This window comes from Streptomyces sp. NPDC056486, assembly GCF_042795295.1.
Classification (GTDB): Bacteria; Actinomycetota; Actinomycetes; order Streptomycetales; family Streptomycetaceae; genus Streptomyces.
The window spans coordinates 16,660-37,401 of record NZ_JBHTSF010000059.1 but is presented as its reverse complement, the minus strand read 5'-3'; the positions used below and the strand labels follow the sequence as shown (position 1 = coordinate 37,401).

The window sequence follows — 20,742 nt, the reverse complement described above, 5'->3', positions numbered from 1 at the left end:
GTCGGTACGCTCGGTCCGGCAGCCCGAACGAACTCGTGAGCGAAGTGAGCAGCGAAGTGAGCAGCACCGTGACGACGCATCCATTCCTTGACCTGGCCCCCTTGAGTGCCCGGCACTTCGCCTCCATCGAGGAGCGCGTCGCCCGGCTGCTCTCCACCGCGCAGGACGTCGTGATCATGCAGGGCGAGGCGCTGCTTCCCCTTGAGGGCTGTATCCGGGGTGCGGCGCGACCCGGCACGACCGCGCTGAACGTCATCACAGGGCCTTACGGGCAGACCTTCGGCAACTGGCTGCGGGACTGCGGGGCGACCGTCGTCGATCTCGCCGTCCCCTTCCACACCGCCGTGACCGCCGAACAGGTCCGCGAGGCCCTCGCCGCGCATCCCGAGATCGACTTCGTCTCGCTCGTCCATGCCGAGGCCGCGACCGGCAACACCAACCCCGTCGCCGAGATCGGTGAGGTCGTCCGCGAGCACGGCGCCCTGTTCATGCTCGACGCCGTCGCCTCGGTGGCCGCCGAGCCGCTGCTTCCTGACGCGTGGGGCGTGGACCTGTGCGTGATCGGCGCCCAGAAGGCGATGGGCGGCCCCGCGGGCGTCTCGGCCGTCTCCGTGAGCGAGCGGGCCTGGACGCGGCTCGCCGCCAATCCGCAGGCGCCGCGCCACTCGTACCTCTCCCTCCTGGACTGGAAGGAGCGGTGGATCGACGGCGGGCGCAAGGCGTTGCTGCACGCCCCGGCCCAGCTGGAGATGCTCGCTCTCGAAGCGTGCGTGGAGCGCATCGAGGCGGAGGGTCTCGACGCGCTGACGGCACGGCACGCCACCGCCGCCGCGGCGACCCGCGCGGGCGCGATCGCGCTCGGCGGCGGCCTTGAGCCGTACGTCCTCCAGGCGCGGGACGCCGCTCCGGTCGCCACGACGTTGCGCGCCCCCGAGGGCGTCGACGCCTCGGTGCTCGTCGCCAAGGCGCTCGCCGCCGACCCGGTGCTTCCGCTGGTCGCCGGTGGCGGCGCGCTGGCCAAGGAGATGATCCGGGTGAACCACTACGGTCCTGACGCGACCCGTGGCGTCGTACACGCCTCGCTCGCCGCCCTTGGCGCCGCGATGGGCGAATCCGGGCTCGCGGTCGACCTCGAAGCGGCACGGCGTGCCGTGACGGCCGCCTGGCAGTAGGCGCGGCCACCGCGCACCCCCTGCCGCAAAGCTCACAGCGAACAGCCGGCGCCCCGGGTGGCAGGGGTGGCAGCCTCAGCACCATGACCACGCTCCCGGACGGCCGCCCTGTGCCCGACCCGACCGCCGGTGAGCCCGCGATGCTGATGGGCTGGCTGGATTTCCATCGCGAGACGCTCGTACTCAAGTGCTCCGGGCTCGATGACGCACAGACCCGTGTCGCGGCGGTCCGGTCCTCGTCGCTGACCCTGCTCGGCCTCGTGCAGCATCTGGCCGAGGTCGAGCGGAACTGGTTCCAGCGGGTACTCGCCGGGCGGGACGTCCCGCCGGTGTACGAAGACGCGTCCGGAGGCTTCGCCCTGGCCCCGGAGCGGACGTACGCCCAGGCCCTGGCCGTGTGGCGGCGCGAGGTGGCGGTGAGCCGGAAGCTCTGCGAGGGACGTTCGCTGGACGCCGTCGGGCGGCTGAGCGAGCGGGAGGCGGCCGTGATGGGCAGTGCCGAGGTCAGCCTGCGCTGGATCCTGGTCCACCTCGTCGAGGAGTACGCGCGGCACAACGGCCACGCCGATCTCCTCAGGGAGGGAATCGACGGGGTGACAGGGCCTTAAATGCTCTACGTAAATTCACGGACGCATTTTCACCGCTTCATTATCCACTTTATCAGCACAGCTTTCCGTATTCTTCTTCCCGCTTTTCCGGGACCTAAACACTAAGGTTTCGGCAACGCAGAGTCTCACAATTCGGACACGCTTCGAGGGAGTTACGGTTCTGTGACGTACTCCACATGACGTCCGTTATGCACCCTATGACCCCACCAAATCAGGCCATACTGCCGGGGATTCCTGCGGGCGCGCACCCCCGCGTGATAACACATAGGGCTCTGTTCCGTAACCCCTCTCGGCGATGCAATTAAAGAAATTGCTCGGTAAATTCAATCCGCATGACCGCTGCACAAGCCGATGTACCGACCGACCTGGAAGCGAATTCCCTGAAAATGCCCGAGGGGCTACGCCTCGACACCCCCGACGTCGCCGACGGCGCCGCAATCTGGCGGATCGCACGCGACTCGAAGGTGTTGGACCTCAACTCCTCGTACAGCTACCTGCTGTGGTGTCGCGACTTCGCGGCGACCTCCGTGGTGGCCCGGGACGCGAACGGTGAGCCCGCCGGGTTCATCACCGGCTACATCCGGCCCGAGCGGCCACGCACGCTGGTGGTCTGGCAGGTGGCCGTCGACCAGGCGCACCGAGGCCGTGGCCTCGCGGGTGCGCTCCTTGACGGGCTGACCTCGAAGGTCGCCGCCGACCGGGAGCTGGTCTCGGTCGAGACGACGATCACGCCGGACAACACGCCGTCCGAGCGGCTCTTCACCTCGTACGCACAGCGCCACGGCGCGTCGGTCGAGCGCACCGTGCTCTTCGACGCGGGGCTCTTCCCCGAAGAGGGGCACGAGCCCGAGGTCCTGTTCCTCATAGAGCCTGTCACCGAGTCCGGGAAAGCCGCGCAGAACAAGCCGGCCGAGCCGGTCGGCTGAGTTGCGCGCTTCCCCCCACGCACCACCTGTCACCCCCACCTCCCAAGTCTTTCCATCTCCCAGGAGATCTGCTGTGACCATCACCCAGCCCGACCTGAGCGTCTTCGAGACCCTGGAGTCGGAGGTGCGCAGCTACTGCCGCGGTTGGCCCACCATCTTCGACCGTGCGCAGGGCAGCCGCATGTTCGACGAGGACGGCCACTCGTACCTCGACTTCTTCGCCGGGGCCGGCTCGCTCAACTACGGCCACAACAACCCGGTCCTCAAACGCGCCCTGATCGACTACCTGGAGCGCGACAGCATCGTCCACGGTCTGGACATGTCGACGACCGCCAAGCGCGCGTTCCTCGAGTCGTTCCAGAACATCATCCTGCGCCCGCGTGACCTGCCGTACAAGGTCATGTTCCCGGGCCCGACAGGCACCAACGCCGTCGAGTCCGCGCTGAAGCTTGCCCGCAAGGTCAAGGGCCGCGAGTCGATCGTGTCGTTCACGAACGCCTTCCACGGCATGTCGCTCGGCTCGCTCGCGGTGACCGGCAACGCCTTCAAGCGCGCCGGCGCCGGCATCCCGCTGGTGCACGGCACGCCGATGCCCTTCGACCGCTACCTCGAGGGCAAGACCCCCGACTTCGTCTGGTTCGAGCGTCTGCTCGAGGACCAGGGTTCGGGCCTCAACCAGCCCGCCGCCGTCATCGTCGAGACGGTCCAGGGCGAGGGCGGCATCAACGTCGCCCGCGCCGAGTGGCTCCGCAAGCTCGCCGACGTGTGCGAGCGCTGGGACATGCTCCTGATCGTCGACGACATCCAGATGGGCTGCGGCCGCACCGGCGCGTTCTTCTCCTTCGAGGAGGCGGGCATCACGCCGGACATCGTGACGGTGTCCAAGTCCATCAGCGGCTACGGCCTGCCGATGGCGCTGACCCTGTTCAAGCCCGAGCTGGACATCTGGGAGCCGGGCGAGCACAACGGCACCTTCCGCGGCAACAACGCGGCGTTCGTCACGGCCGCCGCCGCCCTGGAGACCTACTGGTCCGACGGCCCGGCCATGGAGAAGCAGACCCGCGCCCGCGGCGAGCAGGTCGAGGAGGCGTTCAAGGCGATCGTCGACGAGAACCCGGGCGCCATCAAGGAGTACCGCGGCCGCGGCCTTGTCTGGGGCTTGGAGTTCATCGACAAGCCGCGCGCGAACGCCATCGCCAAGCGGGCCTTCGAGCTCGGCCTGCTCATCGAGACCTCCGGCCCCGAGGGCGAGGTCGTCAAGCTCCTTCCGGCGCTGACGATCACCGCCGACGAGCTGGACGAAGGGCTTCGCACGCTGGCCCGTGCAGTGCGCGAGACCGCCTAGAGCGGCCCCGCTCCGCGTCGTCACCCCCGTAAGAGAAAAGGAACTGATTCACCGTGATCGTCCGTTCGTTCAAGGACATTGAAGGCACCGACCGGCACGTCAAGTCCGCGTCGGGCACCTGGGAGAGCAAGCGCATCGTCCTCGCCAAGGAGCGGGTGGGCTTCTCGGTCCACGAGACCATCCTGTACGCGGGTACGGAGACGTCGATGTGGTACGCCAACCACATCGAGGCCGTCGTGTGCACCAAGGGCGAGGCCGAGCTGACCGACGACACGACCGGCAAGAAGTACACGATCACGCCGGGGACCATGTACCTGCTCGACGGGAACGAAAAGCACACGATGCGGATCAAGGAGGACTTCCACTGCATCTGTGTCTTCAACCCGCCCGTCACGGGTCGTGAGGACCACGACGAGAACGGCGTGTACCCGCTCCTGACGGAGCCCGAGCCCGCCTGAAAAACTGAAGTGCCGGAGCCGGGGCCGCTTTTGCCCCGGCTCCGCGCCGCAGGGCAGCAGCAACACGCCCCCTGAATCTCCCCCGCCGCCCTCTTCCTCTGGGCGGCGGGGGTGTACATCCCGGAAAGGGCCGTACGAGAGGAGAGGCAGGCAACACCATGACCACCGCACCCGAACGCACCGCCGATCTGTACCCCACACGAGGCGCCGAAGAGGTCCTCATCGAGCGCAAGGACCCCGTCGTGTGGTCCGAGCCGGGTACGCCGGGGCCCATCGTGGCCGACGAACTGGCGGGGTTCGAACGGGACGGATTCCTGGCGATCGACCAGCTCATCACCCCGGACGAGGTGAGCGTCTACCACGCCGAGCTCACGCGGTTGATCGATGACCCCACGATGCGGGCGGACGAGCGCTCCATCGTGGAGCCGCGTTCCCAGGAAATCCGGACAATCTTTGAGGTGCACAAGCTCAGCGAGCTGTTCGCGAAGCTCGCTGCTGACCCGAGGGTGGTGGGGCGGGCCCGGCAGATCCTGGGTTCCGACGTCTACGTCCACCAGTCCCGGATCAACGTCAAGCCTGGCTTCGGGGCCTCGGGGTTCTACTGGCACTCGGACTTCGAGACCTGGCACGCCGAGGACGGCCTCGCGAACATGCGGACTGTCTCGGTCTCGATCGCGCTCACCAAAAATCACGACACCAACGGCGGCCTCATGATCATGCCGGGGTCGCACAAGCGGTTCCTCGGCTGTGAAGGCGCGACGCCGAAGGACAACTACAAGCGGTCCCTGCAGATGCAGGACGCGGGCATTCCCTCGGACGGGACGCTCACGGATCTCGCCTCGGAGCACGGTATCCGGCTCTTCACCGGTGAGGCGGGTTCCGCGACCTGGTTCGACTGCAATGCCATGCACGGCTCGGGGGACAACATCACGCCGTTCCCGCGCAGCAACGTCTTCATCGTGTTCAACAGTGTGGAGAACACGGCGGTGGAGCCGTTCGCGGCGCCGATCCGGCGGCCGGATTACATTGGGGCTCGGGACTTCACTCCGGTGAAGTAAGCAGTCTCGTATGAGAGTTGGCCCGGCACCTTGGAGTGCCGGGCCAAGCTTGGTTGTGACGTCCGGGATGCCGCGACGTCCGGGACGCGGTTACAGCGCCGGGTAGTCCGTGTAACCCTTCTCCGTGCCGCCGAAGTACGTCGCCGTGTCAGGCGTGTTGTACGGGCCTTCGGCCTTGAGGCGGGCCGGCAGGTCGGGGTTGGCCAGGAACAGTGCGCCGTACGCGACGATGTCCGCGGTGCCGTCCTCGACGAGGGCGAGTGCGTCGGAGCCGGTGGGGCCCTCGGTGGCGGGGTTCAGGATGAAGGTTCCGTTGAAGCTCCCGCGCAGGGTGGTCACCAGGTCGCGGACCGGTCCCACCTCCATGACGTGCAGGTACGCCAGGTCGAGGGCGCTCAGCTCCTTCACCAGGGAGGTGTACGTCGCTTCGAGCCCGTCCTCGGGCTCGGAGACGCTGTTGAAGGGGTTGCCGGGCGAGAGGCGCAGGCCGGTGCGGGCGGCGCCGATCTCGGCGGAGACGGCCCTGGCGGTCTCGACCGCGAAGCGGATGCGGTTCTCCGGGGTTCCGCCCCACTCATCGGTGCGCCGGTTGGAGCCGGGCGCCAGGAACTGGTGGATCAAGTAGCCGTTGGCGCCGTGCAGTTCGACTCCGTCGAAGCCCGCGTCGATCGCGTTGCGGGCCGCGGTCACGAAGTCGTCGATGGTGGCGCGGATCTCGTCGCCGGTCAGTTCGCGGGGCGTGACGAAGTCCTTGGGGCCCTCGGCCGTGTACACCTGTCCCTCGGCCGCGACGGCCGAGGGGGCGACGTTCACCAGGCCGTCGGGGAACAGTATGGGGTGACCGATACGGCCCGCGTGCATGAGCTGGGCGAAGATCCGGCCACCTGCCGCGTGGACGGCGGACGTGACCTTGCGCCAGGACTCGACCTGCTCGTCGGAGTGCAGGCCGGGGGTGTCCGGGTAGCCCTGGCCGATGACCGAGGGCTGGATGCCCTCCGTGATGATCAGCCCGGCCGATGCGCGCTGGGCGTAGTACTCGACGGTGAGTTCCGTGGCGGTGGCACCCGCACCCGCGCGGCTCCGGGTCATCGGGGCCATGGCGATGCGGTTGCTGAGCGGCGTGCCGGAGAGGTCGATCGAGTCGAACGCGGTGGTCATCGGGTGCTCCCAGGGGAATACTGCTGCGGGATGCCGCAGGGGTAATTGGTCGGCCAATTAATTGAACCGAGCGCCACCCTAACTCATTCCTTGGTCGGCCAAGCTAATCTGGTGGAACCGGACCGCGACCACCACTGCCCCTCGCCACCACCGCCCCCACCACCGCCCTCAGGAGTACCGATGAAAGCCTCGGCCGAACCCGCCTGTACCGAGCTCCCCACCGCCAAGCGGCGGGGGCCTGTCAGTCACGTCATCAGCCGGGTGGCCCGGCTGCACCGGAACGCGGCGGGCAAGGTGCTGAGGAAGGTCGGGCTCTACCCCGGCCAGGAGTTCGTGATGATGTACCTGTGGGACTCGGGGCCCGCGCGGCAGTCGGACATCATCAAGGCGGTCGGCCTGGATCCTTCGACGGTCACGAAGATGCTGCAGCGCCTGGAGCAGGCCGGACACGTACAGCGCCGACCGGACCCGGACGACCGTCGCGGGGTCCTCGTGGAGGCCACGGAGACGAGCTGCGGGTTGCTGACGGACGTGGAGCTCGCGTGGGGCGACCTGGAGGACCAGACGCTCGCGGGCCTCGACGAGACCGACCGGGCGGAGCTGACACGGCTGCTCGGCCTGGTGGAGGCGAACCTGTGCACGGAGATGGCGGAGCCGACGGAGTGCGGTGAGGGTTAGAGCCAGGCCAGCGACGCCGCCCGGGCCATGACCTGGTCCGCGACGGACTCACTGCCCGAGATCCCCCTGGGGACCTCCGCGGGGTCGACCCGCCCGCCCATGAGCAGGCAGAAGTCCACCGGTCCGAGGACCAGCTCCGCGCTCACCGGCTCCGCCCCACTGCCCAGGACCCACGACACCTCGTCGCCCGCCTCCGCGACGGTCAGCGCGACGGCCGGCGCCTTGGGGCCGAGGGCCAGGTCCAGGATCCGTACGGCAAGCCGCACCAGCTGCCAGAGGTGAGGGGACAGGGGCGGCGGAACCGGCCTGTCCAGGGCCCTGCCGATGTCGTCCGTGTGCACCCACGCCTCGAAGGCCCTGACCAGGAAGTGGTCCGCGAGCGGAAGCCGGACGCCCATCAGCTCCGTGGCCCGCCCGGCCAGTTCCGGGTCGTACGCCTCGGGGGCGGAGAGCAGCGCGGTCGCCTGGTCCTGCCAGGACGCGATCGTCTCGGCCGGGGTACGGCCGCGCTCTCGGCGAAGGACCTCCTCCGTGCGCGACGCCCAGGCCGCACGCCACGGAGCCCCGTCCACGCCGTCCCACGGCCCGGGCGCCCGCAGGCCGAGGCGCACGGCCAGCGGCTCGTCGGCGGCCAGCAGGTGGGCGACCGTGTCGTGGACGTTCCAGCCGTGCACTACCGGAGTTCCCCAGGGGCCGTGCTCGTCCAACTCCCCGAGCAGCGCCCGGAGTCCGGACACGGCGGCGGCGTACGGCGCCGCGTGCGCAGCCGTACGGGGAACCGCAGGGCGGGTGCGCAGGGCCAGGGCGAGGCCCCGGTCGGCGGTGGGGGCGGGCCCTTCGGCGACGGGCGGCCCGTCCAGGTGCCGTACCACCGCCCGCAGCCGCGTCGCCTCCGCCGCGCACGGATCGCAGTCGGCCAGATGCGGGGCGACCGTCCGCTCGTCGCCCGGCATGAGCGCGCCGACGGCCCAGGCCCCGAGAAGTTCACGTACGGCTTCGTGATCCGTGGTCATCACGCGCCTCTTTCGCCTGGAGCGTCGGCAAGTGCCGCGTCGGGTGGGTCGGGTGGTTCGGTCAGGGCTTCCGCCAGCGAGCGCAGGGCCGTGCGTAATCGGGTCTTCGCCGTGCCCTCGGGGATGCCCAGTTCCACCGCGGCCTGGCGGTAGGTGCGGCCCGCGAAGTACGCCAGGTGCACCACCTGGCGCTGCGGGAGCGGGAGTCTCGCCAGCGCGGAGTGCAGGAGCAGGGAGCGTTCTCGTGCCATGACCACGTCTTCCGGGGGCGGATCCGGGGTGGGGATCGTGTGCAGGGTCGTGTCGTCGGCATGGGCCGCCTTGCGGTGGCGCTCCTCGCCGCGTACCCAGTCCACCGCCCGCCGATGCGCCAGCATGCTCAGCCAGGTGCGCAGGCTGCCCCGCCCCGCGTCGAACGCGTAGGGCCTCGACCAGAGATGGGCGAAGACCTCCTGGGCGACGTCCTCCGCCCCCGCGGGGCTGCGGGTGACGCGTCCCGCGATGCGGTGGACGAGGGTGCCGTACGTGTCGTAGACCTCGGCGAGGGCGGTCTCGTCGCCGTACACCAGGCGCTGGTGCAGGTCGGTGTCCCGACATGGCTGCTCAGCCACTGACATCGACACTGACACCACCGCCTCGTGAGGCCACCCCGTCCTGCATTCCTAGTGCCCCGCCGCCCGGCGCGCCAGGGTTCAGCCGGAGAGCACGTCAAGGATCCGGTCCACGTCCGCCTCCGTGTTGTACAGGTGGAACGAGGCCCTCAGGTGTCCCGCCCGCGCGGCCGTGATGATCCCGGCCCGCCTCAGCTCGGGCTCCCGCCCTGCGAGACCGGGGACGGAGACGATGGGGGACGCGCCGGGCACCGGCTCGTGGCCCAGGTCCGCGAGTCCCGCGCGGTAACGGGCCGCGAGGGCCGTGTCGTGGGCGTGCACCGCTTCGACTCCGGTCTCCTCCAGGTACGCCAGGGACTGCGCCGCGCCGTGGTACGCGAGGAAGGCGGGGGGCTCGTCGAAACGGCGGGCGTCGGGGGCCAGCTCCGAGAGCGGCCCGTAGGTGGAGTGCCAGCCGTCCGCCGCCGCCATCCAGCCCGCGTGCAGCGGGACGAGCGACTCCTGCGCCTCCTCGCTCACCGTCAGGAACGACGTGCCGCGCGGGCAGAGCAGCCACTTGAAGGCGCCGGTGACGGTGTAGTCGTACGGACTCGCGTCGAAGGGCAGCCAGCCCACGGCCTGCGTGGCGTCGTTGAGGATGCGGGCTCCGTGGGCGGCGGCGGCCTCACGCACCGCGGTGTCGTCGGCGAGACGGCCGTCGGCCGACTGCACGGCGGAGTACACGACGAGGGCCGTGGTGGGGCGGACCGAATCGGCGAGGTCCTCGAGGGGTACGTAGCGGATCTTGAGGTCGCCGCGCACCACGAAGGGGTTGATGATCGAGCTGAACTCCCCCTCGGGGAGCAGGACTTCGGAGCCAGGACGCTGCGCCGCGGCGATCAGTCCGCAGTGGACGGCGACCGAGCCGCCGTTGGCCACACGCGTGCTCGGCACGCCGACAAGGCGCGCGAAGGCCTCGCGGGCGGCGTTCACGATCCCGAAGTCACCCGAGCCGCCGCCCGCGCCCATGCCGTTCTCGGCCGCGAGGCGTTGGACGGCCTCGACCGCGCGGGCAGGCAGCAGCCCGCTTTTCGCCGTGTCCAGATATGTCGACGTGGGCGCGAACTCGGCGCCGTTGATGATCCCCATGGGAGCAACTCTCGCGCCCCTTCACTCCCACGTCCATTACGCATGCGGGGAGGCGACCGGTCGGCGGTGCCCCCGCGCCGCCGCGTCAGGCCTGCGGAACCGCGCAGCCGTCCGGGCCGCAGGCGTCACCGTCCGCGAGGGTGGTGAGCGGCGAGCGGCTGTCCCACGCCTGTTCGAGGGCCTGGGCGAAGACGTCGGCGGGCTGGGCGCCGGAAACGCCGTACTTGCGGTCGAGGACGAAGAACGGCACGCCGTTCGCGCCGAGTTCGGCGGCCTCACGCTCGTCGGCGCGTACGTCGTCGGCGTAGCGGGATGAGTCGGCGAGGACCGCGCGGGCGTCGTCCGCGTCGAGTCCGGCCGCGACCGCGAGCTCCACGAGCCGCTCGTCGTCGTCGAAGACGGACCGCTCGTCGGCGAAGTTGGCGCGGTAGAGGAGCCCGAGCAGCTCGTCCTGCCTGCCCTGCTCCTTGGCGAAGTGAAGGAGGCGGTGCATGTCGAAGGTGCTGCCGTGGTCGCGGCCCTCGGTGAGGTAGTCGAGACCTTCGGACGAGGCGTTCACGCCGAGGTTCCGCTCGGCCTCCTGGGCCTGCTCCTCGCTCATGCCGTACTTCTTCGCGAGCATCGGGATCACGAGCCCGCTGTCGCCCTTGACGCGCGAGGGGTCGAGCTCGAAGGAGCGGTGCACCACCTCGACGTCGTCGCGGTGCGGGAAAGCGGCGAGTGCCTTCTCGAAGCGGGCCTTGCCCACGTAGCACCAGGGGCAGGCGATGTCGCTCCAGATCTCGACGCGCATGTGTCCAGCTCTCTTCAAATCGAACGGTGACGGCAGTGCGGAGGATCCCTCCGGTCAGTTGAAGAACGTACGACCCGGTCCGGTCATTCCCCGGCTCCCTCAGCGCCTTCGGCCGGCACAGAAAGCCGCATCCGCAGGTGCGTGCCCGCACCCTCGCCCGGCTCCGCCGGCTGCCAGCCGTGGCGGGCGTAGAAGGCCTGGGCGCGCCGGTTCTCCCGGTGGACGTCCAGGGTGACCGTCCGGATGCCGTCGGCCCGCCACTCCTCCACGCACGCGGCGTGCAGGGCCGCGCCGACCCCCGCGCGCCAGTGGTCGGGGTCGACGTGGAACTGGAAGAGCGCCACGGTGTCCGCCGCCTCGCCCTCGGGCGTACGGAAGGAGGCGAGACCCACGATCCGGCCCTCGCGGACCGCGCACAGCACATGCCCTTCACGGCGCTCGACGGCCTCCCGCCACATCGCTGTCGCGTCGACGACCTTCTCCGGAAGACCTTCGGGGTAGTACGTGGCGCGGGCACGGGCGTGCAGGGCCGCGAGGGCCGGGGCGTCTGCGGTGAGTGCGGTGCGTATGACGGTCGGCATCACGGTCCGCATCGTCGTCGGGAATGCTGAGTGGATCACGCTGCGACAGACGTGTTCCGGGAGCCTTGGGTTCCGAGGCGGCTGAACTGGGCGCGGTAGGCGCTCGGCGTGAGCCCGGTGCGGCGCACCAGATGGCCGCGGAGCGAGTCCGCGGTGCCGAGTCCACAGGCCTGCGCCACCTGGTCCATGGAGAGCGACGTCGTCTCAAGGAGCTCCTTGGCCCGCTCGATGCGCTGGTGGAGGAGCCACTGCAGCGGGCTCACCCCGCTCTCGGCGTGGAAGCGCCGGGTGAGGGTGCGCACGCTGACGCCCGCCTGCCGGGCGAGGTCGGTGAGCGTGAGCGGTTCGTCGAGGTGGCGCATGGCCCAGCCCCGGGTGTCGGCGCAGGCGTTGCCGCGCTCGGGAGGGAGCGGGGTCTGGGTGAACTGGGTCTGGCCGCCGGGCCGTACGGGGGCGACGAGCGTGGCTCTGGCCACCTGGTTGGCGACGGCCGCACCGTAGTCGGTGCGGATGATGTGCAGGCACAGGTCGATCCCGGCGGCGTACCCGGAGGACGTCATGACCTGCCCGTCCTCCACGTAGAGGACGTCTCCCTTGAGGTCGAGCGCCGGATAGCGGCTGCGCAGCTCCTCGGCGAGCTCCCAGTACGTGGTCGCGCTGCGCCCGTCGAGGAGTCCCGCCTCCGCGAGCACGAAGGCGCCGCTGCAGATGGAGGCGATACGCCGGCCCGCGTCGGCGGCCTCGCGGACGGCGGCGACGGTCAGCGGGTCGGGTTCGTAGCGATGCCCGGTGCCCGCGACCAGGAGGGTGTCGGCCTCGCGCACGGCATCCAGCCCTTGCTCCACGTGGAGGCTGAGCCCGCCGGTGGTGGCGACGGCGCCGGGCTGCGGGGTGCAGACGACCACCTCGTAGCCGGGCACGCCCGCCAACTCGACCTTCCCGAAGAGCAGCTCGGGGATCGCGAGGTTGAACATCGACACAGGTGAGGGCGCGATGACGGCGACGCGGTGGGGCCGGTTCGGCTGGTACGGCCGGTGGGCGGACTTCGGGCGGGGCATGGCCAGAACCTCCGGAGGTATGGCATTCAGGCCACTACTGTAGCCGCGCCGCCGTCAGCAGACTCATGGACATGGCAACGAACTCCCTCACCGAGGGCTCCCGCACGGCGGGGCACGACCTGCCGGAACCGGCACCCGTTCCGGCACCCGGCAAGCGCCGCACCTCCCCCGGCCTCACGCTCACCGCCGCCATGCTCGGCTTCGCCCTGATCACGCTCGACGCCTCCGTGGTGAACGTGGCGCTGCCCGCGATCGGCGACTCCCTGGGCGGCGGCATGTCCGGGCTCCAGTGGGTCGTGGACGCCTACACCCTCGCCTTCGCCGCTTTGATGCTCTCGACCGGCTCGCTCTCCGACCGGATCGGCGCGACCCGGGCGTACGGAATCGGCATCACGGTGTTCACCACCGCCTCGGTGGCGTGCGGCCTCGCTCCGTCGCTGCCCGTGCTGATCGGCGCGCGAGTCGTCCAGGGCGTGGCGGCCGCCGTGGTCCTGCCCGCCTCGCTCTCCCTCGTGCGCCAGGCCTACTCGGACGCGGCCAAGCGGGCCCGCGCCGTGGCGATGTGGGCGGCGGGCGGTTCGGTGGCGGTGGCGCTCGGCCCGGTCGCGGGCGGTGCGCTGACCACTGCGTGGGGCTGGAGCGGCATCTTCTTCATCAATGTCCCGCTGGGCGCGGTGGCACTGGTCCTGCTCCTTCGGGCGCCGCGCTCGGAGCGGCGGCCCGCGCCGCTGGACGTGCCGGGCCAGCTGCTCGCCGTCCTGACGCTGACGGCCTTGACCTTCGCCGTCATCGAGGGCGGTACGACGGGTCTTGTCGCACTGGTCGTCGCGGTGGCGGCGGCGCTGATGTTCCTGCGGACGGAGACACGGCAGCCGCATCCGGTGGTGCCGTTGACCCTCTTCCGTGACCGGACGGTCGCGATCACCGTCGCGGCCGGGGCCGCGTGCAGTGTCGCCTTCTACGGTCTCGTCTTCGTCTTCAGCCTCTTCTTCCAGGAGGTGCAGGGGCGTTCGGCGCTGTGGGCCGGTCTCATGTTCCTGCCGATGACCGGGCTCATCGCGGTGACGAACGTCTTCGCCGGGAAGCTGGCGGCGCGGGTGGGGCCGCGCGTTCCGATGCTGGCGGGTCAGTCGCTCGCCGTCGTGGGGCTCATCGCCCTGCTGTTCGCCGACGCGTCGACGCCCGCGCTCGGCCTGGCGTTCCTCATGGTGCCGCTGGCCCTGGGATGCGCCCTGACGATTCCGCCGCTCACCGCGGCGATGATGGAGGCGGTGCCCGCCGACCGGGCGGGTCTTGCCGCGGGAGTCCTCAACTCGGCCCGGCAGGTGGCCGGGGGCCTGGGGATCGCGGCCTTCGGGGGCCTGGTGGCCGGGGACTTCATCTCTGGGATGCGGGTGAGTCTGCTGATCTCGGCGGGGCTGCTGGCGGCTTCTGGGGTGGCGACGTTGGGGTTGCGGCGCGGGCGTTGACCTCTCCTCGGGCCTCTCGCCCGTTCCTCGCATGCCGTCCATCTGCCTCACGACCAGGGGCACTTGCCGCACGCACCGCACGCGAACCGAGGAGAGCCAGAGCGGTTGGCGGCCATAGCGGGAATTCGAGGCGGACGCGTTCCCGACACTCCGCGTCACCAATCAGATCAAGTCGTTATACACCTGAAATAGGGTCATCTCATGTTGCATATGCCCTTTGTGGTGTGTCTATGGTGATCCCCGTGCCCGGCTGCTCCTGACCACGCCACCTGTCGGAGCAGCCACGAGAAGTTCCTCCGGTCGGCACGTATCAAGGACTGATCCCCATGCGAGTCCGCAGCACCCCGCAGCATCCGGAGAAGTTGCTCTACTTCAGCGGTGTCGCCCTGATGGGCTTCTTCAGCTTCCTGGCGTTCGGCTGGCTGTTCGCCGTTCTCACGGCCTTCCTTCTGAGCGCCGGGCTCCTCGTCGTCATCGCCGCCCGGCGGGGCGTCCGCGCCCTGCGCGCGGGTGGACGCGGAGCGTGGCCGATGCTCGCCCTGGCGACCGCACCGGTGTCCCTCCTGGGACTGCTCGTCTCCTACTGTGTCGGCGCCTTCTCCGGGGCCCTGCGTGTGGAGAAGTCCTGCCGGGTCCGGCAGGAGCCCTACGACGCCGCCTACCAGGCACAGCACGCGGCAGAAACAGATCGCTGGTTCCCGCTGCACAACAAGTGCAACGCCGGTTTCGACGTCGTCCCCGGCTGGGTGAACCCCGCCGTCGTGATCTTCACCGTGCTTCTGGCGGCCGCTGTCGGCACGGTCGCCGTCGCCGCGGTGACACATCTCAGAACGATCAGAACAAAGAGAAACACATGACTCGCGGCTTCTCGCTGCGTCGCTTTATGACCGCAAGATCCGGCGGTGGGACTCCGGTCCGAACAGCGAGGGTGCGGGAGCGACCGACGCTTTCGCTCCCGCGACGTACTAGGACCCGTCCCTGAGGCCCCGGGGCCAGTTGGGGCGGAACTCGATCCCCTCGTACGTCACCACGCACCCCTCCCCCACCGGCGACTGCGCCATGAAGCCGACCAGTGCGGCTCCCGCCGTTTTCTCCTCGCCGAGGGAGAAGATCCGGACGAACGTCCACCGCTCCCCGTCGAGCGACGCGTGGAACGCGAACGCCGAACCCGTGCGGCTGATCCGGAGCCAGACGCTGCTGCCGTCCACCACGAACGCGTTCGAGTCGTCGGAGCGGCCGCGGGTGACGACCGTGCAGACCGTCGCCTCGTCCGGTGACCGCTCCAGGCAGAGCTTCGCCCACTCCCGGTCGCCGACGTGGAGGTACAGCACGCCCGCGTCGAACGCCGCCGCGAAACCGACCGTCACCCGCGCGATCAGCTGGAAGTCCCCCTCGGGCGCGCCGAGAAGACGAGGCGCGTCCGATGCGGGGTCCAGGGCCTCGCCCGTCGGCGGCACGAAGCGGTCCTGCCGGGCGCTCGCCCAGCCGGTGAGCACCCCGTCCTCGTACGACCAGTTGCCGTCGGGGCCGTACGAGCGCAGGGAGAAGGGCAGTTGGGGGATGTCGACGTCCATGGGCGTCAGTGTTCCAGGCGCCCGTCGTAGCGACGCGGCAGCCCCAGCGGATTGTCGTCCCGCAGCTCGGCCGGGAGCAGCGCTTCGGGCGTGTTCTGGTACGCCACAGGACGCAGCCAGCGCTCGATCGCCGTACCGCCCACGGAGGTGGAGGTGGACGTCGTCGCGGGGTAAGGACCGCCGTGGTGCTGCGCGGGCGCCACCGCGACCCCGGTCGGCCACCCGTTGACCAGCACGCGCCCGGCAAGCGGCGTGAGCTCGGCGAGCAGCGCCGTGCCGCCTCCCTCGCCCGCGGCCTCCTCGGCGGACAGCTGCACCGTCGCCGTGAGGTTGCCGGGAAGCCGGGTGAGTACGGAGGTGATCTCCGCCTCGTCCTCGTAGCGTGCGACGACCGTCACCGGGCCGAAGCACTCCTCCAGGAGCAGATCGTGCTCGCCCTCGGTGGCGAGCTTCGCCGCGGGAACCGTCAGGAAGCCCGCGCTCACCGTGTGCTCGCCGCCCGCGCCCGGCGTCACCGGCGCGTCCACGTCCGGCAGCGCGCCGCGCTCCCGCACGCCCGCCACGAAGTTGTCCCGCATCCGGTGGTCGAGGAGCACCCCGGCCTCGGTGTCGCTGACCGCCTCCGTCAGGGACTTGACGAACCGGTCGCCGCCCGCTCCCGTCGGCGCGAAGACCAGGCCCGGCTTGACGCAGAACTGGCCGACGCCCAGCGTCATCGAGCCCGCGAGACCCGCTCCGATCTCCTCCGCGCGCTCGACCGCCGCGGCCTCGGTCACGACGACCGGGTTGAGGGAGCCGAGCTCGCCGTGGAAGGGGATCGGCACGGGGCGGGCCGCCGCCGCGTCGAAGAGGGCTCGGCCGCCGCGGATCGATCCGGTGAAGCCCGCTCCGGAGACGAACGGGTGCCTGACGAGCTCGACTCCCGCGTCGAAGCCGTGCACGAGGCCGATGACGCCCTCGGGGATGTCGTGCCGGGCCGCGGCCCGGCGCAGCGTCGCCGCCACAAGTTCGGAGGTCGCCGGGTGGTCCGGGTGCGCCTTGACGACCACGGGGCAGCCCGCGGCGAGCGCGCTCGCGGTGTCGCCGCCGGGCACGGAGAAGGCGAACGGGAAGTTGGAGGCGGAGTAGACGGCCACCACGCCCAGCGGGATCTTGTAGCGCCGCAGGTCCGGGATGGGCGGGGTCGCGCTGCTGTCGGGGTGGTCGATGACGACGCCGAGGAAGCCTCCCTCGTCGACCACGTCGGCGAAGGCCCGCAGCTGGTAGCAGGTGCGGGCGAGCTCGCCCGTGAGCCGGACGGGACCGAGCGCGGTCTCCGCGTCCGCGGCCTCCACCAGGTGGTCCTTGGCCCCGTCGAGCAGTTCGGCCGCGGAGCGCAGGAAGGCGGCGCGTACGGCGCGGTCGGCGAGGGCGTCCTTGGCGGCCAGTGCGGAACGTACCGCCTGATCCACCTCTTGGACCGAGGCTTCGACAGCGACCTGCTCGCGCTGCTTCCCGGTTCGGGGGTCGACACTCCAGACTGGTGCTGATGCCACCGCGGGGTCCCTCCAAGGGTGATGCCACAGATGTGCTGCCACCCACCTGGGCTGTTCGATATGCTGAACGCTGTCTCCGGTGATGAATAGCGGAGACTTCGGAGACTATTTCTCGTCGAACTAAGGGGTCAAGGGCGATGTCGGCTGGCGAGACTGGCGGGGCACAGGTCAAGTCCGCGGTGCGGACCGTGGAGTTGCTCGAATACTTCGCGGGGCGCCCCGGAATGCACTCCTTGGCCGCCGTCCAGGAAGCCGTCGGGTACCCCAAGTCCAGCCTCTACATGCTCCTTCGTACGCTGGTGGAGCTCGGCTGGGTGGAGACGGACGCGACGGGCACGCGGTACGGGATCGGGGTGCGGGCCCTGCTCGTCGGCACCTCGTACATCGACGGCGACGAGGTGGTCGCGGCGGCGCGTCCGACGCTCGACCGCCTCTCGGACGACACCACGGAGACGATCCACCTGGCGCGCCTCGACGGCACGAACGTCGTCTACCTCGCCACGCGTCAGTCGCAGCACTACCTGCGCCCCTTCACGCGGGTGGGCCGCCGCCTGCCGGCGCACTCGACGTCCCTGGGCAAGGCGCTGCTCGCCACCCACACCGACGAGCAGGTCCGCAAGATGCTCCCGGAGACGCTGCCCGCGCTGACCGAGCACACGATCACCGACCGCGAGAAGCTGATCGACGAGCTGCGCACGGTCCGCGAGCAGGGCATCGCCGTGGACCGCGAGGAGAACACTCTCGGCCTGCGCTGCTTCGGCGTCGCGATCCCGTACCGCACGCCCGCGCGTGACGCGATCAGCTGCTCCGTGCCGGTGGCACGCCTTACGCCCGCGCACGAACAGATGGTGAAGGACGCCCTGTTCGACGCGCGTGACCGGTTGACACTGGCGACTCGTAGGCTCTGACCATGGTCAGTATGGATGTCATTCTGCGCCCGGTCCACGACAGCGATCTCCCGGTCTTCTACCGGCAGATGAACGATCCCGAGTCGAACCACGTCGCCGCGTTCACCTCGCCGAAGGCGGCGGACTGGACGCTCTTCGAGGCCCACTGGAAGAAGCTGAGGGCGTCGGACGACGTCGTCCGTACGGTCCTCGCCGACGGCGACGTCGTGGGCAGCGCGGCGGTGTACGGGGAGCCGGGGGAGCGCGAGGTCACGTACTGGATCGATCGGGCGTACTGGGGCCGTGGGCTCGGCACGGCGGCTTTGCGGGCGTTGCTTGCCGAGGTGCCCGAGCGGCCGCTTTACGCTCGGGCGGCGGCGGACAACGCGGGGTCCCTGCGGGTGCTCGAGAAGTGTGGGTTCCTGGTTACCGCCGCTGCGCGGGGCTTTGCGCATGCGCGGGGCGAGGAGATTGATGAGGCGGTGTTGGTGCTGGCGTAGGGACGGGGTTCTTTTCCCCGATCCCGCCCCTACCCGAATCCCCCGGCTTCGCCGGCTCGTGCGTACCGTCGTCACCGGCTGCGCCGAGTTCGTCCTCAAACGCCGGACGGGCTGATTCTCCCCCGCACGGCGGACCAGGATCATCGCCACGCAGGACGTGTCCCGCACCCCGGCCCGGGAGCATGGGGGCATGAGCCAGATCATCGGGGCGGTCGTCCCACGGCCCCTGACCGCCTTGACGGCCCTGTTCGGGCGGCGGGCGCGGCGGCGGTGGATCCATCTGATCCTCGGCGGCGCGCTCGCCATGCCGTACGTCTTCGTGGGCTCCGTCGCCGTCGGTCCGCTGCTCGGCGAGGACAACGTCTTCGGCTCGCTCACCTCCCAACTCGGCGCGTTCGTCGTGGGGTTGCCCCTCGCAGCCGTCACCGCCCTCTTCCCGCTCACACGGCCGATGTCGGTGGCCGCCGTGCGTGCGCTGTGCGATGTGCCGGGCGACACGCTCGCCGACGGGCCCGCACGGTCCCGGCAGGCACGCGGGCGCACCGTCGCGTGGTTCACGCTGCACCTCGGGTTCGGCGGGATCATCAGCGGCATGTCCCTCGCGCTGCCGCCGTTCGCGGCGGTGCTCATCGCGCTTCCGTTCGTCGCCGCGCTGCGAGGCAGCCGGGCCGGGATGCCCGAAGTGCTCGACGAGGGGTGGGCGTTGGCGCTCTCCCCCGTCGCCGGGATCCTCTCCCTCCTCGCGCTCGCGGGGTGCGCGGCGGCGGCCGGGGGCCTGCTCGCGCGCTGGGCGCCTCGACTGCTCGGGCCCTCGCCCGCCGACCGGCTCGCGGCGGCCGAACAGCGCGCCGCCGACCTCGCCGTACGCAACCGGCTCGCGCGGGAGCTGCACGACTCGGTGGGCCACGCCCTGAGCGCGGTCACGCTCCAGGCGAGCGCCGCCCGCAGAGTCCTCGACAGCGACCCGGAGTTCGTCCGCGATGCCCTTGCCGCCATCGAGGAGACGACCCGGCGCACGGTGGGCGAACTCGACGCGGTTCTTGGAGTGTTGAGGGAAGGAGGCAGCGACCGGGCGAGTCCGACCGCGCCCGCCCCCACCCTCTCCGCCGACCTCGACAGGCTCCTCAAGCACACCCGCGCGGGCGGCCTGCCGGTGAAGGCCACGGTCGAGTTCGGCCGCGAAGGCCCGGACGCCCTGCCGCCGATGGTGTCCCGCGAGGCCTACCGCATCGTCCAGGAGAGCCTGAGCAACGCGCTCCGGCACGCGGGCCCCGCCGCCCCGGTGACCCTCCGGATCGCCCTGGACGGCACCGACCTGGAGATCATCGCGGAGAACCCGCTGCCCCACGACACCTCCGCGTCCTCCGCGCCCCCCTCGCCCCCCGCGCCCCGCCCCGGCGGCGGCCACGGCCTGCGCGGCATCACCGACCGGGCCAGGCTCCTCGGCGGCACGGTCCTTGCGGGCCCCGCCGACGGGGTGTGGCGAGTGAACGTACGACTCCCTCTGAAGGGCCCCGCATGACTCCCCCCATCCGCATCGTGCTCGCCGACGACGAGCGCATGGTGCGCACCGCCCTGCGCGTGATCCTGTCCGCCGAGCCCGACCTGGAGGTCGTCGGCGAGGCGGCGAGCGGCGCCGATGCGGTGTCCGTCGTACGCGAGCTGAAGCCCGACGTGGTGCTCATGGACGTACGCATGCCGGAGATCGACGGCATCCGGGCCACCGAGCAGATCTTGCGGACGGTCGCCGATCCGCCGCGCATCGTGGTCGTGACGACCTTCGAGAACGACTCCTACGTGTACGAGGCGCTGCGCGCGGGGGCCTCCGGGTTCCTGCTCAAGCGGTCCGACGCGGACTCGCTCGTGCAGGCGGTGCGGCTCGTCGCGCGCAGCGACTCGTTGCTCTTCCCCGCGGCGGTGCGCGCCCTGGCCGCCGAGTACGGGCGCGCCAAGCCCGCGGCGCCGGCCTGGGTGGGCAGGCTGACGGGGCGCGAGAGCGAGGTGCTGAGGCTGATGGCGGCGGGCCTGACCAACGCGGAGATCGCCGGACGGATGGGCGTGGGCCCGGCGACGGTGAAGACGCACGTGGCCGCGGTCCTTGCCAAGACGGGGGCCCGGGACCGTACGCAGGCGGTGATCGCGGCGTACGAGGCGGGCTTCATGAACACTGCATGAGGAATGTCTGAGAAA

22 protein-coding genes are annotated in these 20,742 nt (G+C 70.7%); 13 read left to right on the top strand and 9 right to left on the bottom strand.

Annotated elements, in window-relative coordinates; translation table 11 throughout:
* Positions 1 to 35 precede the first annotated feature (35 nt).
* The 6 genes from ACFQ7F_RS23325 to thpD all read left to right on the top strand — a co-directional run bounded on the left by ACFQ7F_RS23325 (position 36) and on the right by thpD (position 5,567).
* Positions 36 to 1,172 (top strand): pyridoxal-phosphate-dependent aminotransferase family protein, encoded by a 1,137-nt coding sequence (locus ACFQ7F_RS23325; protein ID WP_383273398.1) that lies wholly within the window; start codon positions 36 to 38, stop codon positions 1,170 to 1,172.
* 83 nt (positions 1,173 to 1,255) lie between these two features.
* Complete coding sequence (locus ACFQ7F_RS23320) at positions 1,256 to 1,780, top strand: DinB family protein (protein WP_383273396.1); 525 nt, start codon at positions 1,256 to 1,258, stop codon at positions 1,778 to 1,780.
* Between the two features lie 332 nt (positions 1,781 to 2,112).
* Positions 2,113 to 2,706, top strand: coding sequence for a diaminobutyrate acetyltransferase (ectA, locus tag ACFQ7F_RS23315; protein ID WP_383273394.1), 594 nt, complete (start codon positions 2,113 to 2,115; stop codon positions 2,704 to 2,706).
* 73 nt (positions 2,707 to 2,779) lie between these two features.
* The gene (ectB, locus tag ACFQ7F_RS23310; RefSeq protein WP_383273392.1) at positions 2,780 to 4,051 is read left to right on the top strand and encodes a diaminobutyrate--2-oxoglutarate transaminase; all 1,272 of its coding nucleotides are present in this window, start codon (positions 2,780 to 2,782) and stop codon (positions 4,049 to 4,051) included.
* A gap of 53 nt (positions 4,052 to 4,104) precedes the next feature.
* Positions 4,105 to 4,509: an ectoine synthase gene (locus tag ACFQ7F_RS23305; protein WP_383273390.1), complete on the top strand. Its 405-nt coding sequence runs from the start codon at positions 4,105 to 4,107 to the stop codon at positions 4,507 to 4,509.
* Positions 4,510 to 4,667: 158 nt separating this feature from the next.
* Positions 4,668 to 5,567, top strand: a complete 900-nt coding sequence (thpD, locus tag ACFQ7F_RS23300) for an ectoine hydroxylase (RefSeq protein WP_383273388.1) — start codon at positions 4,668 to 4,670, stop codon at positions 5,565 to 5,567.
* Between the two features lie 90 nt (positions 5,568 to 5,657).
* Here the strand turns inward: thpD and ACFQ7F_RS23295 are convergent, their stop codons facing one another.
* Positions 5,658 to 6,725, bottom strand: coding sequence for an alkene reductase (locus tag ACFQ7F_RS23295; protein WP_383273386.1), 1,068 nt, complete (start codon positions 6,723 to 6,725; stop codon positions 5,658 to 5,660).
* 180 nt (positions 6,726 to 6,905) lie between these two features.
* On the opposite strand from ACFQ7F_RS23295, the gene ACFQ7F_RS23290 reads away from it, so the two are divergent.
* Positions 6,906 to 7,403: a MarR family winged helix-turn-helix transcriptional regulator gene (locus tag ACFQ7F_RS23290; RefSeq protein WP_383273384.1), complete on the top strand. Its 498-nt coding sequence runs from the start codon at positions 6,906 to 6,908 to the stop codon at positions 7,401 to 7,403.
* Here the strand turns inward: ACFQ7F_RS23290 and ACFQ7F_RS23285 are convergent.
* The 6 genes from ACFQ7F_RS23285 to ACFQ7F_RS23260 form a co-directional block, all read right to left on the bottom strand.
* The gene (locus ACFQ7F_RS23285; protein WP_383273382.1) at positions 7,400 to 8,416 is read right to left on the bottom strand and encodes a maleylpyruvate isomerase family mycothiol-dependent enzyme; all 1,017 of its coding nucleotides are present in this window, start codon (positions 8,414 to 8,416) and stop codon (positions 7,400 to 7,402) included. The genes ACFQ7F_RS23290 and ACFQ7F_RS23285 overlap by 4 nt on opposite strands.
* Positions 8,416 to 9,033: an RNA polymerase sigma factor gene (locus ACFQ7F_RS23280; RefSeq protein ID WP_383273381.1), complete on the bottom strand. Its 618-nt coding sequence runs from the start codon at positions 9,031 to 9,033 to the stop codon at positions 8,416 to 8,418. The genes ACFQ7F_RS23285 and ACFQ7F_RS23280 overlap by 1 nt, the downstream gene beginning before the upstream one ends.
* Positions 9,034 to 9,108: 75 nt before the next feature.
* Positions 9,109 to 10,155: an aminotransferase class V-fold PLP-dependent enzyme gene (locus ACFQ7F_RS23275; protein WP_383273379.1), complete on the bottom strand. Its 1,047-nt coding sequence runs from the start codon at positions 10,153 to 10,155 to the stop codon at positions 9,109 to 9,111.
* An 85-nt stretch (positions 10,156 to 10,240) separates the two neighbouring features.
* Entirely contained in the window at positions 10,241 to 10,948 is a 708-nt protein-coding gene (locus tag ACFQ7F_RS23270; protein ID WP_383273377.1) for a DsbA family oxidoreductase, read from the bottom strand.
* An 83-nt stretch (positions 10,949 to 11,031) separates the two neighbouring features.
* On the bottom strand, positions 11,032 to 11,529 hold the full coding sequence (locus tag ACFQ7F_RS23265; RefSeq protein WP_383273375.1) for a GNAT family N-acetyltransferase: 498 nt from the start codon (positions 11,527 to 11,529) through the stop codon (positions 11,032 to 11,034).
* Positions 11,530 to 11,564: 35 nt separating this feature from the next.
* Complete coding sequence (locus ACFQ7F_RS23260; RefSeq protein WP_383273373.1) at positions 11,565 to 12,587, bottom strand: GlxA family transcriptional regulator; 1,023 nt, start codon at positions 12,585 to 12,587, stop codon at positions 11,565 to 11,567.
* Positions 12,588 to 12,658: 71 nt separating this feature from the next.
* Here ACFQ7F_RS23260 and ACFQ7F_RS23255 point away from each other — a divergent pair, with 71 nt between their 5' ends.
* Positions 12,659 to 14,056 (top strand): MFS transporter, encoded by a 1,398-nt coding sequence (locus ACFQ7F_RS23255; RefSeq protein ID WP_383273371.1) that lies wholly within the window; start codon positions 12,659 to 12,661, stop codon positions 14,054 to 14,056.
* A gap of 326 nt (positions 14,057 to 14,382) precedes the next feature.
* Positions 14,383 to 14,913, top strand: coding sequence for a hypothetical protein (locus ACFQ7F_RS23250; RefSeq protein ID WP_383273369.1), 531 nt, complete (start codon positions 14,383 to 14,385; stop codon positions 14,911 to 14,913).
* Positions 14,914 to 15,021: 108 nt separating this feature from the next.
* On the opposite strand, the gene ACFQ7F_RS23245 is transcribed toward ACFQ7F_RS23250, so the two are convergent.
* Positions 15,022 to 15,630 carry a DUF1349 domain-containing protein gene (locus tag ACFQ7F_RS23245; protein WP_383273367.1) on the bottom strand — a complete coding sequence of 203 codons (609 nt, stop codon included), beginning with the start codon at positions 15,628 to 15,630 and terminating at the stop codon, positions 15,022 to 15,024.
* Positions 15,631 to 15,635: 5 nt separating this feature from the next.
* Positions 15,636 to 17,165: an aldehyde dehydrogenase (NADP(+)) gene (locus ACFQ7F_RS23240; protein ID WP_383273365.1), complete on the bottom strand. Its 1,530-nt coding sequence runs from the start codon at positions 17,163 to 17,165 to the stop codon at positions 15,636 to 15,638.
* A 137-nt stretch (positions 17,166 to 17,302) separates the two neighbouring features.
* Between ACFQ7F_RS23240 and ACFQ7F_RS23235 the strand changes: the two genes are divergently transcribed.
* The 4 genes from ACFQ7F_RS23235 (at position 17,303) to ACFQ7F_RS23220 (ending at position 20,727) form a co-directional block, all read left to right on the top strand.
* Positions 17,303 to 18,073 (top strand): IclR family transcriptional regulator, encoded by a 771-nt coding sequence (locus tag ACFQ7F_RS23235; protein ID WP_383273363.1) that lies wholly within the window; start codon positions 17,303 to 17,305, stop codon positions 18,071 to 18,073.
* A gap of 11 nt (positions 18,074 to 18,084) precedes the next feature.
* Positions 18,085 to 18,552: a GNAT family N-acetyltransferase gene (locus ACFQ7F_RS23230; RefSeq protein WP_383273426.1), complete on the top strand. Its 468-nt coding sequence runs from the start codon at positions 18,085 to 18,087 to the stop codon at positions 18,550 to 18,552.
* 190 nt (positions 18,553 to 18,742) lie between these two features.
* On the top strand, positions 18,743 to 20,074 hold the full coding sequence (locus ACFQ7F_RS23225) for a sensor histidine kinase (protein ID WP_383273361.1): 1,332 nt from the start codon (positions 18,743 to 18,745) through the stop codon (positions 20,072 to 20,074).
* Complete coding sequence (locus tag ACFQ7F_RS23220; RefSeq protein WP_383273359.1) at positions 20,071 to 20,727, top strand: response regulator; 657 nt, start codon at positions 20,071 to 20,073, stop codon at positions 20,725 to 20,727. The genes ACFQ7F_RS23225 and ACFQ7F_RS23220 overlap by 4 nt, the downstream gene beginning before the upstream one ends.
* Positions 20,728 to 20,742: the final 15 nt, after the last annotated feature.

Bases quoted from the DNA above. Each gene is read 5' to 3' on its own strand.
- ACFQ7F_RS23320 (WP_383273396.1), top strand. From the start codon at position 1,256: ATGACCACGCTCCCGGACGGCCGCCCTGTGCCCGACCCGACCGCCGGT.
- ectA (WP_383273394.1), top strand. From the start codon at position 2,113: ATGACCGCTGCACAAGCCGATGTACCGACCGACCTGGAAGCGAATTCC.
- thpD (WP_383273388.1), top strand. From the start codon at position 4,668: ATGACCACCGCACCCGAACGCACCGCCGATCTGTACCCCACACGAGGC.
- ACFQ7F_RS23295 (WP_383273386.1), bottom strand. From the start codon at position 6,725: ATGACCACCGCGTTCGACTCGATCGACCTCTCCGGCACGCCGCTCAGC.
- ACFQ7F_RS23290 (WP_383273384.1), top strand. From the start codon at position 6,906: ATGAAAGCCTCGGCCGAACCCGCCTGTACCGAGCTCCCCACCGCCAAG.
- ACFQ7F_RS23285 (WP_383273382.1), bottom strand. From the start codon at position 8,416: ATGACCACGGATCACGAAGCCGTACGTGAACTTCTCGGGGCCTGGGCC.
- ACFQ7F_RS23280 (WP_383273381.1), bottom strand. From the start codon at position 9,033: ATGTCAGTGGCTGAGCAGCCATGTCGGGACACCGACCTGCACCAGCGC.
- ACFQ7F_RS23275 (WP_383273379.1), bottom strand. From the start codon at position 10,155: ATGGGGATCATCAACGGCGCCGAGTTCGCGCCCACGTCGACATATCTG.
- ACFQ7F_RS23270 (WP_383273377.1), bottom strand. From the start codon at position 10,948: ATGCGCGTCGAGATCTGGAGCGACATCGCCTGCCCCTGGTGCTACGTG.
- ACFQ7F_RS23265 (WP_383273375.1), bottom strand. From the start codon at position 11,529: ATGCCGACCGTCATACGCACCGCACTCACCGCAGACGCCCCGGCCCTC.
- ACFQ7F_RS23260 (WP_383273373.1), bottom strand. From the start codon at position 12,587: ATGCCCCGCCCGAAGTCCGCCCACCGGCCGTACCAGCCGAACCGGCCC.
- ACFQ7F_RS23255 (WP_383273371.1), top strand. From the start codon at position 12,659: ATGGCAACGAACTCCCTCACCGAGGGCTCCCGCACGGCGGGGCACGAC.
- ACFQ7F_RS23250 (WP_383273369.1), top strand. From the start codon at position 14,383: ATGCGAGTCCGCAGCACCCCGCAGCATCCGGAGAAGTTGCTCTACTTC.
- ACFQ7F_RS23245 (WP_383273367.1), bottom strand. From the start codon at position 15,630: ATGGACGTCGACATCCCCCAACTGCCCTTCTCCCTGCGCTCGTACGGC.
- ACFQ7F_RS23235 (WP_383273363.1), top strand. From the start codon at position 17,303: ATGTCGGCTGGCGAGACTGGCGGGGCACAGGTCAAGTCCGCGGTGCGG.
- ACFQ7F_RS23230 (WP_383273426.1), top strand. From the start codon at position 18,085: ATGGATGTCATTCTGCGCCCGGTCCACGACAGCGATCTCCCGGTCTTC.
- ACFQ7F_RS23225 (WP_383273361.1), top strand. From the start codon at position 18,743: ATGAGCCAGATCATCGGGGCGGTCGTCCCACGGCCCCTGACCGCCTTG.
- ACFQ7F_RS23220 (WP_383273359.1), top strand. From the start codon at position 20,071: ATGACTCCCCCCATCCGCATCGTGCTCGCCGACGACGAGCGCATGGTG.